This is a genomic window from Luteimonas marina, from assembly GCF_007859325.1.
GTDB lineage: Bacteria > Pseudomonadota > Gammaproteobacteria > Xanthomonadales > Xanthomonadaceae > Luteimonas > Luteimonas marina.
The window spans coordinates 100574-116052 of the sequence record NZ_VOHK01000006.1; the positions used below are offsets into that span (position 1 = coordinate 100574).

The window sequence follows — 15479 nt, forward strand, 5'->3', positions numbered from 1 at the left end:
GCTTCTAAAATTGCGGACTTTTGACAAGGAGTCTTCCCGCAATCCCGATGACCCGTCATTCCCGCGAAGGCGGGAACCCAGTGTCTTTCCGCTTCAAGGTTGAAGACGCTGGCTCCCCGCCTTCGCGGGGATGACGGATTTGTTACCGAACCGGAGCGCCCCGGCGCCTGATCCTGCGCCGGCAGCGTTGCAGCTTGCCGCACGGCGGCGGCTGGCGCAGGATGCGCGCCATGGATGACCCCGCTGCCACGGCCCATCCGCCGAATCCCGCCTGCGTTGTCAACTGCGCGGTCTACGCGAAGGACGGCACGCGGCGCAACATCACCCTCGACGCGATCAGCGAGGTGCTCGCGCACGACGACGGCAGCTTCGTCTGGATCGGCCTGTACGAACCGGACGACACGATCCTCGAGAAGCTGCAGGAGGAGTTTGGCCTGCACGACCTCGCCATCGAGGACGCGCACACCGCCCACCAGCGGCCCAAGGTCGAGGCCTACGGCAACTCGCTGTTCCTCGTCGCCAGTACCGCGCAGGTCGTCGAGCAGAAGATCGCCTACGGCGAGACCCACGTGTTCCTCGGCCCGCGCTACCTGGTCACGGTGCGCCACGGCGCGTCGCTCTCGTACGCACCGGCGCGCGCGCGCGTGGAGCGCGAGCCGGACATGCTCGCGCTCGGCCCCTCCTACGGCCTGTACGCGGTGCTCGACGCGATCGTCGACGACTACCTGCCGATCGTCGCCGAGTTCAAGGCAACGCTGCTGGCGCTGGAAAAGGACATCATCGGCGAATCCTTCGAGCGCGCGATCGTCACCCGCCTCTACGACCTCAAGCGCGAACTGACCTACATGCGCGTCAATGTGGCGCCGATGCAGGACGTGCTGTCGCAGCTGGTCCGCAGCAGCAGCCCGCTGGTCCCGGAGGAGGTGCGGCTGTACCTGCGCGACGTGCTCGACCACTCCGTGCGCGTCAACGAAACCGTCGACGTGCTGCGTGACATGCTCGGCACCGCGCTCAGCGTCAACCAGGCGCTGGTCACCCAGGCCCAGGGCGAGGTGGTGAAGAAGCTCGCCGGCTGGGCCGCCCTGCTCGCGGCGCCGACCTTGATCACCAGCTGGTACGGGATGAACTTCGTCCACATGCCGGAACTGCACGGCCGGTACAGCTATGTGGTGCTGATCGGCGCGGTCGCGGCGGTGGTCGGCCTGCTCTACGCCTACCTGAAGAAGGTGCGCTGGCTGTAGCGGTCCGCCACCGGGTTCCGGCCATGCGTGGGAGCAGCCCCGGCCGCGATCCGGGCACCCCGCGTCGCCCCGGGCATCGCGCGCAGGCGCTCTCCCACGCTTCCGCGTCGCCGCGTTCCACGGCGTTGCATCCCCATCCCGGCGGCGACCGACCTTGGTCCCATTGACGCTGCGCGCCGTCGGCGCGACCCTTGCCGCACCCCGGGGCCGGAGATCTTCCATGAAAGGCATCGTCAACCACGTGATCTGGGGCATTGTCGCCCTGATCGGCGCCTGCTGCCTGGGCGTGCTCGCACTGCGTCAAGGCGAACAGATCAACGCGCTGTGGATCGTGGTCGCGGCGATCTCGATCTACCTCGTCGCCTACCGCTACTACAGCCTGTTCATCGCGAAGAACGTGATGGGGCTCGACCCCACCCGGGCGACGCCGGCGCACGTGCACAACGACGGCCTCGACTACGTTCCCACCAACAAGCAGGTCCTGTTCGGGCACCACTTCGCCGCGATCGCCGGCGCCGGCCCGCTGGTGGGCCCGGTGCTGGCCGCGCAGATGGGCTACCTGCCCGGCACGCTGTGGCTGATCGCCGGCGTGGTGCTGGCCGGCGCGGTGCAGGATTTCATGGTGCTGGTCATCTCCAGCCGCCGCGACGGCCGCTCGCTCGGCGACCTGGTGCGCGAGGAGATGGGCCAGGTGCCCGGCACCATCGCCCTGTTCGGCGCCTTCCTGATCATGGTCATCATCCTCGCGGTGCTGGCGATGATCGTGGTCAAGGCGCTGGCCGAGAGCCCGTGGGGCACGTTCACCGTGTTCGCGACGATCCCGATCGCGATCTTCATGGGCATCTACATGCGCTACATCCGCCCCGGGAAGATCGGTGAGATCTCGCTGATCGGCATCGTCCTGCTGCTGCTGGCGATCTGGCTCGGCGGCAAGGTCGGCGCGCACCCCACCTGGGGCCCCGCCTTCACCTTCACCGGCACCCAGCTCACCTGGATGCTGATCGGCTACGGCTTCGTCGCCGCGGTACTGCCGGTGTGGCTGCTGCTGGCGCCGCGCGACTACCTCTCGACCTTCCTCAAGATCGGCACCATCGTCGCGCTCGCGATCGGCATCTTCATCGTGATGCCGGAGCTGAAGATGCCGGCGCTGACCCAGTTCACCGACGGCACAGGGCCGGTGTGGAAGGGCAGCATGTTCCCCTTCCTGTTCATCACCATCGCCTGCGGCGCGGTGTCGGGCTTCCATGCGCTGATCTCGTCGGGCACCACGCCCAAGCTGCTGGCCAACGAGACCCACGCGCGCTACATCGGCTACGGCGGGATGCTGATGGAGTCGTTCGTGGCGATCATGGCGATGGTGGCCGCGGCGGTGATCGAGCCGGGCATCTACTTCGCGATGAACAGCCCCGCGGCGATCGTCGGCACCGACGCCGAGTCGGTCGCGCGCACCGTCTCGGAGTGGGGGTTCGTGATCACGCCCGAGGTGCTCACCGCGACCGCGGCCGAGATCGGCGAGCACAGCATCCTCTCGCGCGCCGGCGGCGCACCGACCCTGGCCGTGGGCATCGCCCAGATCCTGCATGCGGCGCTGCCGGTCGGCGACGGCGCGATGGCGTTCTGGTACCACTTCGCGATCCTGTTCGAAGCGCTGTTCATCCTGACCGCGGTCGACGCCGGTACCCGCGCCGGGCGCTTCATGCTGCAGGACCTGCTCGGCAACTTCATCCCCGCGCTGCGCAGGACCGAGGCCTGGGGCCCGAACCTGATCGCCACCGGCGGCTGCGTCGCGCTGTGGGGCTACTTCCTCTACCAGGGCGTGACCGACCCGCTGGGCGGCATCAACATGCTGTGGCCGCTGTTCGGCATCGCCAACCAGATGCTGGCGGGCATCGCGCTGATGCTGTGCACCGTGGTCCTGTTCAAGATGAAGAAGGACCGCTACGCCTGGGTCTCGATCGTGCCGACGGCGTGGCTGCTGGTGTGCACGATCAGCGCCGGCCTGATCAAGATCTTCGATGCCAACCCGGCCGTCGGCTTCCTCGCCCAGGCCAACCGCTACCGCGCCGCGATCCAGGCCGGCGAACTGATCGCGCCGTCGAAGGACATGGGCGGCATGCAGCAGATCATGTTCAACAACTACGTCAACGCCGGGCTGACCGCGCTGTTCCTGTTCGTTGTGCTCGCGGTGCTGTTCTACTCGATCAAGGCCATCCTCAAGGCGCGCCGCAGCCCCGAACGCACCGATCGCGAGACGGCCTACGTGGCGCTCACCGAAGAGCAGCAGAAGGTCTGGCTGTGAGCGGGACCGCGCTCGTCCCGCTCGACCACTTCGCCACGCACAAGCGTGTGTGGCGAAGACTGGTGCAGACCGCGCGCCTGTGCTGCGGCATCCCGGACTACGACAACTACGTCCGCCACATGCTGGAGAAGCATCCCGAGCGCGAGCCGATGGACTACAAGACGTTCTTCCGCGAGCGGCAGGAGGCGCGCTTCGGCGGGCGCAACGGGTTCCGCTGCTGCTGAGCGGAACCCGGGCCGGGGGACGGTTTGCCCCGGCTTTCCTAGGCGCCAGCCATCAGGCGCAGGATCTGGCCAATGAGGTAGGCGATCACCGTACCGGTGGCGTAGCCGACCGTGCCCAGCAGCACGCCCACCGGGGCAAGGGTCGGATGGAAGGCCGCCGCGATCACGGGCGCCGATGCCGCGGCCCCGATGTTGCCCATCGAGCCGACGCCGAAGTAGAACAGCGGCGCCTTCACCATCCTGGCCGCGTACCAGATCGTGGCCACGTGCACCGACATCCAGATCGCGCCGATCAGCAGCAGTTCGGGGCGGTTGGCCAGCTTCATGAAGTCCATCTGCATGCCGATGCAGGCGATCAGGAAATACAGGAACACCGTGCCGACCCGGGACGCGCCGACGTTCTCGAGGCGGCGTACGCGCGTGAAGCTCAGGATCAGCCCGCCCAGGGTGGACAGCACCACGATCCACACGAAGGGTGCGTCCAGGCTGAACTGCGAGGACCACGGTGCGTTGGCCTTGAACCACGCCGACGCCGGGTCGGAGATCGCGTGCGCCAGGGCGACGATGCCGAACGCCCAGCCGATGATGATCATCAGGTCGGCCAGCGTCGGGATGCGCGCGTTGGCGGCCTCGTAGGCGGCGATGCGTTCCTTCATTTCGTCCAGCGCGCGGGTGTCGGCGCCGCTGCGACGGTCGATCTGCGCCTGTCGGTTGGCGAGGAACAGCAGCGTCGCCATCAGCAGGCTGGCCAGGGCCACGTCGACCACCGCGAACTGTCCGAACAAGGTCGCATCCACCTCGTAGATCTCGCGGATCGCGACCATGTTGGCGCCGCCGCCGATCCAACTGCCCGACAGCGCGGCCATGCCCTTCCAGGTATCGCCGGCCACGGCCGCCGGCCAGAACCATTCCATCAGCTGGAACGCGACCACCGCGCCCAGCACGATGCCCAGCGTGCCCATGCAGAACACGAACAGCAGCTTGGGGCCGAGCTTCAGCACGCCGGGAAGGTCGACCGACAGGGTCAGCAGCACCAGCGCCGCCGGCAGGAACACCCGGCTCGCCAGCCAGTACAGCTGGCTGCCCTCACCGTCGATCAGCCCGGCGGTGTTGTAGAACGCGGGCACGAAGTAGCACAGCAGCAGCGCCGGCACCCAGGCGAAGAACTTCTTCCAGAACGGCGTCGGTCCGCTGGCGAGCCAGAAGATCAGGCCGAGCGTGGCGGCGATGAGGCCGAACACGACGATGTCGTTGCTGATGATCGCGGTCGCGGGTTTGGCGGATTCGATCGCCATGCGGGTCTCCGGTTGCGTCGCGGGGCGCGTGCCCGCCAGGAAGCGGAAAGCCGGCGTGACGCCGGCTTTCCGGGACGGGTCATTGGCCGATGTGCTGCTTCAGCCAGGCGTTGACGGTGTCGTGCCAGAGCACGCTGTTGTGCGGCTTGAGCACCCAGTGGTTCTCGTCAGGGAAATACAGCAGCTTCGACTCGATGCCCTTGCGCTGCAGCGCGGTGAACGTCGACAGGCCCTGGTCGACCGGCACGCGGTAGTCCTTCTCGCCCTGCACCACCAGCATCGGCACCTTCCACCTGGCGACGTGGTTGACCGGGTTCCACTTCTCGTAGGCCTGCGGCTTGTCGAACGGCGTGCCGCCGTTCTCCCATTCGGTGAACCACAGTTCCTCGGTGACGTAGCCCATCGAGCGCGTATCGAACACGCCGTCGTGGTTGACCAGGCACTTCCACGGCGACGCACCGCCGCGCTCGAACCAGTTGCCGGCGATCCAGTTGATCATGTAGCCGCCGTAGCTGGCGCCGAGCGCGCAGGCGCGGTCGCCGTCGAGGAACGCATACTTGTCCTGCGCCGCGGCCCAGCCCTTCTGCAGGTCGACCAGCGGCTTGCCGCCCCAGTCGCCGCTGATGGCGTCGGTGAAGGCCTGACCGTAGCCGGTGGAGCCGTGGAAATCGATCATCACCACCGCATAGCCCTGCCCCGCATAGGTCTGCGGGTTCCAGCGGTAGCTCCAGCCGTTGCCGAAGCTGCCCTGCGGGCCGCCGTGGATCAGGAACGCGACCGGATACTTCCCGCCTTCGGCGTAGTTCCACGGCTTGACCACGTAGCCATGCACGGTCTCGCCGCCCGCGCCCTTGAACGAGAACTGCTCGAAGGCGCCGAACGCGGCGTCGGGCACGCGCTCGGCCGCGGTCGGGGTGATCTGGCGCAGGTTCTGCCCGTCGAGCGAGGCGGTGTACAGCACGTCGCCGGTATCGATCGCGTTGCGCGTGAGCGCCAGCGTGTCGCCGGCCAGCACGTACGACGACACCGTGCCGTCGCCGACCAGTTCGCTCACCTCGCCGCTGGCGAGGTCGATGCGGAACAGCGGATATTCGCCAACGCTCTGCGCCGCGGCGTACAGGCTGTTGCCGTCCTTCGCCACGGCAAGGCTGCTGGGCGAACGATCCCATCCCGGCGCGACTTCGCGTGCCTGGCCGCTGGCCAGGTCCAGCGCCATGATCGCGTAGCGGTCGGCCTCGAAGCCAGGACGCTTCATCGCGCGGTAGTACAGGGTTGCGCCATCCGCGCTGAACACCGGGCCGGTGTCCCAGGCCTTGTTCGCCTCGGTGAGGTTGGCGGGCGCGCCGCCGTCGAGCGGCAGGCGGTACAGGTCGAAGTTGGTCGACCAGGGTTCCTCGCGACCGGCCACGCGGATGCTGGCGACGATGCTGTCGCCATCCGGCGCCCAGGTGTACTCGCTGGCGTCGCCGAACGGCCTGGAAGGCACGTCGCCGTCGAGCGCAGCACTGATCCCGCGCGCGGCCGCCACCGGCTTGGCCTTCGCGCCCTCCGGCAGGTCGGCGACGAACAGGCGGCTGCGGCGGCCGTCCTTCCACGTGTCCCAGTGGCGCACGAACAGCTGGTCGTAGATCACGCCGCTGGCCTTGGCGCCCTTGTGTTCGTCCAGCCGCTTCTGCGTACAGGCCAGGTCGTCGCCGCAGTCCGCGAAGGTGTCCGCGCTGAAGGCGATGCGCCTGCCGTCGGGCGAGAGCTGGTAGCTGCCGACGTCGAGCGCGAACGCGGTCAGCTGCGTCGGCGCGCCGCCACCGGCCGGCATCGCGTAGAGCTGCTGCGTGCCGCCCTTCGCGCTGAGGAAGTACAGGGTCTTGCCGTCCGGCGAGAACGACGGTGAATTGACGTTCCAGCCCTCCGGCGTGATGCGCTGCGGCGGGCGCAGATCGCGGGTCAGCAGGTTGCGCGCGTACAGCGCGGTCGTCGCCTTGAGGTCGGCATCGACGCTGCGCTGCGCGAACACGACCACGCCGCCATCGGGCGACAGCGCCGGCGAGGAGACGCGATCGAGCCTGACCAGATCGCGGACATCGAAACCGCGCGCGTCGGCCAGCGCCGGCAGCGCGGCCAGCAGGCAGATCGGCAACAGGGCGTGTCGCAGCGTCATTCGGGCCACTCCGGAAAGGAAAGGCCCGATGGTAGGCGCTAACGCGGACCGGGCGCAAAGGCCATCGGGCATGGGCGGCGATCGCGCCTGAAGGCGCTCCTACAGGCGTGGAAATTCCCGTAGGAGCGCCTTCAGGCGCGACCACCGCAGAGCCCCTCAGCCGGACACGACCTCCGGCTGCGCCTTCTTCCCGGTGCGATACAGGTACCAGCCGACCAGCGCCAGCACCGCCAGGCCGATCCACTGGTTGAAGTGCAGCGATTCGGGCAGCGCCAGCACGTCGCGGTTCTCGGTGGCCCAGATCGGTACCGCGATCGCGATGCCCATCAGCGCCTCGCCGGTGATCAGGCCCGCGGCGAACAGCACGCCGGGACGATGCACGCGCTCCTTGGCCTCGTCGTCGGCGTCGGTGACCTTGTGCCAGCGCTCGACGAAATGCGCGAGCAGGCCGCCGAGGAAGATCGGCACCATCAGCTCCAGCGGCAGGTAGATGCCGATCGCCGCCGCCAGCACCGGCACGCGGAACTTCGCGCCGCGCGCCTTGAGCCACTCGTCGACGGCGATGATCGCCGCGCCCACCAGCGCGCCCAGGCCGATCATGCCCCACGGCAGCTGGCCGCCGAACATGCCCTTGGCCACCGACGCCATCAGCGTGGCCTGCGGCGCCGACAGCGGGTTCGGGTGTTCCGCGGTCGGCGGGCCGATGCCGTAGGCCTGCGCCAGCAGGTTCAGCACCGGCGCCATGATCAGCGCGCAGGAGAACGCGCCGATGCCGAGCATCAGCTGCTGCTTCCACGGCGTCGCGCCGACGATGTAGCCGGCCTTGAGGTCCTGCAGGTTGTCGCCGCCGACCGCCGCCGCGCAGCACACCACCGCGCCGATCATGATCGCGGCGACCGCGCCGATGTCCGAGTCGCGGCCGAGCAGCCCCAGCAGCACCAGCGAGGCGAACAGGATGGTGGCGATGGTGATGCCCGAGACCGGGTTGTTCGACGAACCCACCAGGCCGGCGAGGTAGGCCGACACCGACACGAACAGGAAGCCGGCGACGATCATGATGATCGTCATCGGCACGCTGACGTGCCACAGGCCGGTGATCGCCTGGTACAGCGCCAGCAGCGGGATCACGAACAGCACCAGCGCGATCAGCATCCACTTCATCGGCAGGTCGCGCTCGGTCTCGGCGACAAACTCGCCGCTGCCCTTGCGCGCCGCCGCGATGCCGCTGCGGATGCCCGAGACCAGCGACTTGCGCAGCGAGAACAGCGTCCACACGCCGCCGATCAGCATCGCGCCGACGCCGAGGTAGCGGATCTTCGCCGACCAGATCGCGAACGCGGTGTCCTCCGCGCCGGCACCGGCCACCCCCGCGGCAAGCACCGGATCGCTGTCGAGGAAGAACGCCTGGTACAGCGGGATCGCGATGTGCCACGACAGCACCGCGCCCGACAGCACCACGATGCCGATGTTCAGGCCGACGATGTAGCCCACGCCCAGCAGGGCCGGCGACAGGTTGGTGCCGAGGTAGGCCAGGCCCTTGCCGTTGGCGAGGAAGCCCGACTGCGCCCAGGTCTCGGGGATCAGGCGCAGGCCGCTGCCCGAGGCCAGCTTCACCAGGCCGCCGATCGCGGCCGAGATGCCGAGGATCTTCAGGCCCGGGCCGGGGTTGTCGCCGGCCTTGAGCACTTCCGCCGCGGCCTTGCCCTCCGGGAACGGCAGCGGATCCTCGACGATCATCGTGCGCCGCAGCGGCACCGAGAACAGCACGCCGAGCAGGCCGCCGAGGCCGGCGATCGCCAGCACCCAGGAATAGCGGAAGTCCTGCCAGTAGCCGAGGATGATCAGCGCCGGGACGGTGAAGATCACGCCGGCCGCGATCGACGACCCCGCCGACGCACCGGTCTGCACGATGTTGTTCTCGAGGATCGTGCCGCCGCCGAGCAGCCGCAGCACGCCCATCGACACCACCGCCGCCGGGATCGCGGTGGCGACGGTCAGGCCCGCGAACAGGCCGAGGTAGGCGTTGGCCGCGGACAGCACCATCGCCAGGATGATGGCGAGCAGCACGGCGCGGAAGGTGAGCTGCGGGATGCCTTTTTCGGCCATTTCACGGTTCCGGACAGCGGAAGGATGCGCCACGCTAGCGACCGGCGCCGGGCAAGTCCAGCGCCGGCCGGGGCACGGGCCCGCGGAAACGGGCCACGGCCGCGGCGCCTCAGCGCGCCCCGGAGCCGATGTGGGTGTCGAGGAACCGGAGCAAACGGGTATAGAACTCGCGCCGGTGCGCGATCTCGTAGAAGCCGTGACCCTCCTTGGGGTAGTACAGCGCCTCGACGGTGCCGCCCGTGCGCTTGAGGGCCGCCTCCATGCGCTTGGTGTGCTCGATCGGCGCGATGAAATCCTCTCCGCCGGCGGCCAGCAGCACCGGCACCTTGATCTCGGCCGCGCGCAGGTTCGGCGAGACCGCCTGCAGCGCCGCAACATCGTCGCCCACCCACTCGCGGCTCCACGTCGCGCCCGAGCGGGTGTGCCTGGAGTCCTCGCGTTGCATCATCGGCAGGTCGTACACGCCGACGTAGCCGATCGCGCAACGGTACAGGTCCGGCTCGCGCACGGTGCCCATCAGCGCGGCATAGGCGCCGTAGCTGGCCCCGTAGATGCAGATGCGGTCGGGATCGGCGATCCCCTCGCTGATCGCCCAGCGGGTCGCGTCGGTCACGTCGTCCTGCATGGTGCCGCCCCACTGGCGGGCGCCGGCCAGGCGGAATGCGCGCCCGTAGTTGGCCGAGCCGCGGAAGTTCACCTGCAGCACCGCGTATCCCGCGGCGGCCAGGAGCTGCGCATCGGAATCGAAGCCCCAGGCATCGAAGATACCGAAAGGACCGCCGTGCGGCATCACCACCATCGGCATCGCCTTGCCGGCGGCGCTGGCCGGGGTGGTGATGAAGCCGTGCAGGGTGAGCCCGTCGCGTGACTTGAGCTCGATCGGACGCATCGGCGACATGCGCTCGGAATCGATCTGCGCATCGCGCGCGATGATCATGTTGGCGTGCATGCCCCTGGTGTCGAACAGGTAGAACGATCCGGGGTCGACATCGCTTTCCGCCACCACCACCCGCCACCTGCCATCGCGCGAGCTCGATTGCATGACCGCGCGTGCGCCCGGGAACGAACGCTGCAGGGTCTGCTGCAGGCGCGCCTCGTCCGTCTGTTCGTCGAAGAAGGACAGGCGCGAACTGGCGCCGAAGTACCAGGCGCCGATCGGACGCTTCCAGCCGTCGAGGAAGACCGGGCGGGGATCGACGACGGCATCGCCGGCCACGTCCTTGCGCTCGCCCGTGCGCGTGTCCAGCGCCACGATGCGGTCCGGCCCGCTGGGTTGCGACACCCGCAGGTAGGCGGTCACATCGTCCTCGGCGAAGCCGAGCGGCATCTCGATCCGGTTGCTCTCGCGCTGCCGGTTGACCGGCTCCCATTCGGACTGGTCGTCCTTGCGATGGAACAGCTGGCTCTGGTTGTCCGACATCGAGCCCACGGCGAAGCGCACCCGGCCCTGGCTGTCGGTCACGAAATCGGCGTTCGCCACCGGCGCCGAGGTGACCCGGGTCCGCCGGCCGTCGTACACGTTCATCCGCTCGACGCGGGAATACGGATCCTTGCCGAGCGAGCGGATCGTCACCAGCACCTGCTTCTCGTCATCGTGGAGGGGATCCACCAGGTAGGCCGCCAGGTCGCCCTCCCGTCCGCCCCCGATCCTGCTGCCGAACTGCGCCCCGGACACGCGATATCCGACCAGCAGCTTCTTGCGGCTGCCGTCGGCGTCCACCGCATAGAGCTCGCCGGTCGACACCGGGTCATCGCGCGTACCGAAGGTCTCGGCCAGCGACATCACCAGCCGCTCGTTGTTCACCCACCAGAAGTCCTGCACGTGCGTATTGCGCCAGAAGCGCATGTTCGACAGCACGTCGGTGCTGCCGCGCCGTGTCACCATGAGCCCCGTCTGGCCGTCCACGCGCACCGACATCGCCAGGTACTCGCCGGTCGGCGATATCTTGATGTCGCGGACGCCCCCTTCCTCGATGAAGGTGTCCAGCTCCTGTGGCGTGATTCCGAACCCTGTCGACGGCGCGCACAGCGCCAGACACGCGGCCAGGATGGCCCCGATACGCATCCCCATGTCCCTGCCCCCTTGAACGGACGTCCTGCCCCCGGCGTGGGGGATGACGCACTCCCGCGTCGGGGAGCGAAACTACACCAGAACCGCGTCCAGCGCAGCCCGCCAGTCGGGAAGCCGCACGCCGAAATCCTGCTGCAGCCGCGCGCAGTCCAGGCTCGACCGGGCAGGTCGCCGCGCCGGGGTCGGATACTCGTCCGTGGTGATCGCGGTCACCGCCGGCCTGCGGGCCAGCAGGCCCAGCCCGTGCGCGCGATCGACGATGGCGCTGGCGAAGCCATGCCAGCTGGTTTCGCCGGTCGCGGTGAGGTGCCAGGTCCCGGACACCCGCGGCGACTGCGCCAGGATCGCCGCGGTGACGTCGGCGATCAACGGCGCGGGGGTCGGGCTGCCGAACTGGTCGGCCACGACGCGCAGTTCCTCGCGCTCGCGCGCAAGCCGCAGCATGGTGCGCAGGAAGTTGCTGCCGTGGGCGGCGTAGACCCAGGCGGTACGGAAGATCATGTGGCGCGCGCCGCTCGACCGGATCGCTTCCTCGCCGGCGAGCTTGCTGGCGCCGTAGACGCCGAGCGGCGACATCGGGTCGCCCTCCCGGTAGGGTCGCGTAGCGGTGCCGTCGAAGACGTAGTCGGTCGAATAATGCACGAGCAGCGCATCGCGCAGGGCGCAGGCGCGCGCGAGTTCGCCCGGCGCCTGCGCATTGGCGCGGAAGGCGGCGTCGCGTTCGGATTCGGCCCTGTCCACGGCGGTGTAGGCCGCCGCGTTGACGACGATGTCCGGTGCGATACGCTCGACCAGCGCCGGCAGCGAGGAGGGATCGTCGAAGTCGGCGGTCTCGCAACGCATCCCGTCCGCCAGCGTGCCGCTGCGCGTGGTGCAGACGACCTCACCCAGCGGTGCCAGCGCGCGCCGCAGCTCATGGCCGACCTGCCCGTTGGCGCCCGGCAGCAGGATCCTCATGCCGCGAAGATCGGCAGGCGTTCGGGCGGCACGTCCGCGAGGAACGGCGCCTTCGCGTCCTTGGCCGACAGCGCGGGTTCGGCGACCGGCCAGTCGATCGCCAGGTCGGCATCGTTCCAGCGGAGGTTCGCGTCGGCGGCTGGGTCGTAAGTCGCGGTGCACAGGTAGGTGAACAGCGCGCGCTCACTGAGCACGATGAAGCCGTGCGCGAAGCCCTCCGGGATCCAGAAGTGGCGCTTGTTCTCCGCGCTCAGCAGCACCGCGGTCCACTTGCCGAAATGCGGCGAACCGCGGCGGATGTCGACCGCCACGTCCCACACCTCGCCTTCGAGCACCGACACGTACTTGCCCTGCGGATTCGGCCACTGGTAGTGCAGGCCACGCAGCACGCCCCTGGCCGACGAGGACACGTTGCCCTGCACGAAGGCCGGCGACAGGCCGTGCGCGGCGAGCTTGTCGCGGTTGAAGGACTCGAAAAAGAAGCCGCGGTCGTCGCCGAAGACCTGCGGCTCGAGGATGACGCAACCCGGGAGGTCGGTCTCGACCAGCTTCACGGCACGAACCCGCGTTCCCCGAGGCCCAGCAGGTACTGGCCGTAGCCGTTCTTCGCCAACGGCTTCGCCAGCGCCTCGAGCTGCGCCTCGTCGATCCAGCCGTTGTTCCAGGCGATCTCCTCGGGGCAGCACACGCGCAGGCCCTGGCGCGCCTCGATGGTCTCGATGTAGTTCGAGGCTTCGAGCAGCGACTGGTGGGTGCCGGTGTCGAGCCAGGCATAGCCGCGGCCCAGCCGCTCCAGGTGCAGTTCGCCCTGGTCGAGGTAGCAGCGGTTGAGGTCGGTGATCTCCAGTTCGCCGCGCGGCGACGGCTTGAGCGAAGCGGCGAAATCGCTGGCGCGGCCGTCGTAGAAGTACAACCCGGTCACCGCGTAGTTCGAACGCGGCTTCGCCGGCTTTTCCTCGAGGCCGACCACCCGGCCGACCTCGTCGAACTCGGCGACGCCGTAACGTTCGGGGTCGGATACCCAGTAGCCGAATACCGTCGCGCCATCCTCGCGCGCATCCGCGCGCTTGAGCATCGCGGTCAGGCCCGGGCCATGGAAGATGTTGTCGCCGAGCACGAGGCAGCTTGGCGCGCCGCCGAGGAAGTCGCGGCCGATCAGGAAGGCCTGCGCAAGGCCGTCCGGGCTCGGCTGCACCGCGTATTCGAGCTTCATGCCCCACTGCGAGCCGTCGCCGAGCAGCGCCTTGAACAGCGCCTGCTCGTGCGGGGTGTTGATGATCAGCACCTCGCGGATGCCCGCCAGCATCAGCACGCTGAGCGGGTAGTAGATCATCGGCTTGTCGTAGACCGGCAGCAGCTGCTTGCTGATCGCCTGCGTGATCGGATACAGGCGCGTACCGGAGCCACCGGCAAGGATGATGCCCTTGCGAGCCGTCATGCGGCCACCCCGATGCGCTCCAGGCGGTAGCTGCCGTCGAGCACGCGCTGCACCCAGTCCTGGTTCGCGAGGTACCAGTCGACGGTTTCGGCGATGCCGTGCTCGAAGGTGTACCTGGGCTCCCAGCCGAGTTCGTCGCGCAGCTTGGAGGCGTCGATCGCATAGCGGCGATCATGCCCCGGGCGGTCGGCGACATGGGTGATCTGCGACTCGCGCGGCTGGCCATCCTCCCGCGGGCGACGCGCATCGAGCAGCGCGCAGATCGTCTTCACCACTTCGATGTTCTGCTTCTCGGCGTTGCCGCCAACGTTGTAGGTCTCGCCCACGCGGCCCTTCGCCAGCACCGTGCGGATCGCCTCGCAGTGGTCGGCCACGAACAGCCAGTCGCGCACCTGCCTGCCGTCGCCGTAGACCGGCAGCGGTTCGCCGGCCAGCGCCCTGGCGATGACCAGCGGGATGAGCTTCTCGGGGAAATGGTACGGGCCGTAGTTGTTCGAGCAGTTGGTGGTCAGCGTCGGCAGGCCGTAGGTGTGGTGGAAGGCGCGGACCAGGTGGTCGGACGCGGCCTTCGACGCCGAGTACGGCGAGTTGGGCGCATATGGCGTGGTCTCGCTGAACCGGCCCGTCTCGCCGAGCGTGCCGTAGACCTCGTCGGTGGAGATGTGCAGGAAGCGGAACGCATCGCGCGCCTCGCCCTCCAGCGACTTCCAGTAATCGCGCACCGATTCGAGCAGGCCTAGCGTGCCGACGACATTGGTCTGCACGAAGGCCGCCGGGCCGTCGATCGAACGATCGACGTGGCTTTCCGCGGCGAAGTTCACCACCGCTTCGGGCCGATGCCCGGCCAGCAACCCTGCAACCAGTTCGCGATCACCGATGTCGCCGTGCACGAAGACGTGGTCCGGGTTGCCCTGCAGGCCCGCCAGCGTGTCGAGGTTGCCCGCGTAGGTCAGCGCATCGAGGTTCACCACGCGCACGCCGCGCGCCACCGCGTCGATGACGAAGTTGCCACCGATGAAACCGGCGCCGCCGGTCACCAGCCAAGTCGGCACGAAGCCTCCTGTATCCAGTCTGCGAATGAACGTCGCCCGTCCCTAGAACGGAATGTCGTCGTCCGAGAAATCGTCGGCCGGCGCCGGCTGGCGGCTCGGCGCCGACTGCGGGCGCGGCGCGGATTCCTGGCGCTGCGGACGCGGGCTGCGCTCGTAGGAGCCACCGCCGCCGCCTTCGCCGCCGCCACGCCCGCCGAGCATCTGCATCTCGTCGGCGATGATGTCGGTGGAGTACTTCTCCACGCCGTCCTGCCCGGTGTACTTGTCGTAGCGGATCGAGCCCTCGACGTAGACCTGCGAGCCCTTGCGCAGGTATTCGCCGGCGATCTCGCCGAGCTTGCCGAAGAACACCACGCGGTGCCACTCGGTCCGTTCCTGGGTATTGCCGTCGCGGTCCTTGCGCACGCTGGTGGTCGCCAGGCTGATGCGGGTGACCGCCATGCCGCCCTGGGTGTACTTGACGTCCGGATCGTTGCCGAGATTGCCGACAAGGATCACCTTGTTGATGCCACGGGCCATTGCGTTCCTCGGGTGTCGCCGGCGTGCCCGGCGAGGGACATTGGATTATAGCCCGCGGGGCCGGGCCATCGGACCCCGCCCTGCGGCCGCGTAGGATTCCGCCTCACGGGCGCTGCGGC

Annotated in this window: 12 protein-coding genes; 3 read left to right on the top strand and 9 right to left on the bottom strand. The window is 68.8% G+C overall.

Going from position 1 to position 15479, the window contains the following annotated elements:
* Positions 1-221 precede the first annotated feature (221 nt).
* The 3 genes from FQY83_RS14335 (at position 222) to FQY83_RS14345 (ending at position 3764) form a co-directional block, all read left to right on the top strand.
* Positions 222-1241 carry a magnesium and cobalt transport protein CorA gene (locus tag FQY83_RS14335; protein WP_425478666.1) on the top strand — a complete coding sequence of 340 codons (1020 nt, stop codon included), beginning with the start codon at positions 222-224 and terminating at the stop codon, positions 1239-1241.
* A 220-nt stretch (positions 1242-1461) separates the two neighbouring features.
* Complete coding sequence (locus FQY83_RS14340) at positions 1462-3540, top strand: carbon starvation CstA family protein (RefSeq protein WP_146388661.1); 2079 nt, start codon at positions 1462-1464, stop codon at positions 3538-3540.
* Positions 3537-3764, top strand: a complete 228-nt coding sequence (locus FQY83_RS14345; protein WP_146388662.1) for a YbdD/YjiX family protein — start codon at positions 3537-3539, stop codon at positions 3762-3764. The genes FQY83_RS14340 and FQY83_RS14345 overlap by 4 nt, the downstream gene beginning before the upstream one ends.
* Before the next feature lie 38 nt (positions 3765-3802).
* Here the strand turns inward: FQY83_RS14345 and FQY83_RS14350 are convergent, their stop codons facing one another.
* The 9 genes from FQY83_RS14350 to FQY83_RS14390 form a co-directional block, all read right to left on the bottom strand.
* On the bottom strand, positions 3803-5059 hold the full coding sequence (locus tag FQY83_RS14350) for a DUF819 family protein (protein ID WP_146388663.1): 1257 nt from the start codon (positions 5057-5059) through the stop codon (positions 3803-3805).
* 79 nt (positions 5060-5138) lie between these two features.
* Positions 5139-7217 carry a dipeptidyl-peptidase 5 gene (locus tag FQY83_RS14355; RefSeq protein ID WP_146388664.1) on the bottom strand — a complete coding sequence of 693 codons (2079 nt, stop codon included), beginning with the start codon at positions 7215-7217 and terminating at the stop codon, positions 5139-5141.
* A 156-nt stretch (positions 7218-7373) separates the two neighbouring features.
* Positions 7374-9323, bottom strand: a complete 1950-nt coding sequence (locus FQY83_RS14360; protein ID WP_146388665.1) for an OPT family oligopeptide transporter — start codon at positions 9321-9323, stop codon at positions 7374-7376.
* Between the two features lie 109 nt (positions 9324-9432).
* Entirely contained in the window at positions 9433-11388 is a 1956-nt protein-coding gene (locus FQY83_RS14365; protein ID WP_146388666.1) for an alpha/beta hydrolase family protein, read from the bottom strand.
* Positions 11389-11466: 78 nt separating this feature from the next.
* Positions 11467-12351, bottom strand: a complete 885-nt coding sequence (gene rfbD, locus FQY83_RS14370) for a dTDP-4-dehydrorhamnose reductase (RefSeq protein WP_146388667.1) — start codon at positions 12349-12351, stop codon at positions 11467-11469.
* On the bottom strand, positions 12348-12905 hold the full coding sequence (rfbC, locus tag FQY83_RS14375) for a dTDP-4-dehydrorhamnose 3,5-epimerase (protein ID WP_146388668.1): 558 nt from the start codon (positions 12903-12905) through the stop codon (positions 12348-12350). The genes rfbD and rfbC overlap by 4 nt, the downstream gene beginning before the upstream one ends.
* Complete coding sequence (gene rfbA, locus FQY83_RS14380) at positions 12902-13789, bottom strand: glucose-1-phosphate thymidylyltransferase RfbA (protein ID WP_146388669.1); 888 nt, start codon at positions 13787-13789, stop codon at positions 12902-12904. Before rfbA ends, rfbC begins: the two co-directional genes overlap by 4 nt.
* Positions 13786-14841, bottom strand: coding sequence for a dTDP-glucose 4,6-dehydratase (rfbB, locus tag FQY83_RS14385; protein ID WP_146388670.1), 1056 nt, complete (start codon positions 14839-14841; stop codon positions 13786-13788). The genes rfbA and rfbB overlap by 4 nt, the downstream gene beginning before the upstream one ends.
* Before the next feature lie 42 nt (positions 14842-14883).
* Complete coding sequence (locus FQY83_RS14390; protein ID WP_146388671.1) at positions 14884-15360, bottom strand: single-stranded DNA-binding protein; 477 nt, start codon at positions 15358-15360, stop codon at positions 14884-14886.
* Positions 15361-15479 lie beyond the last annotated feature (119 nt).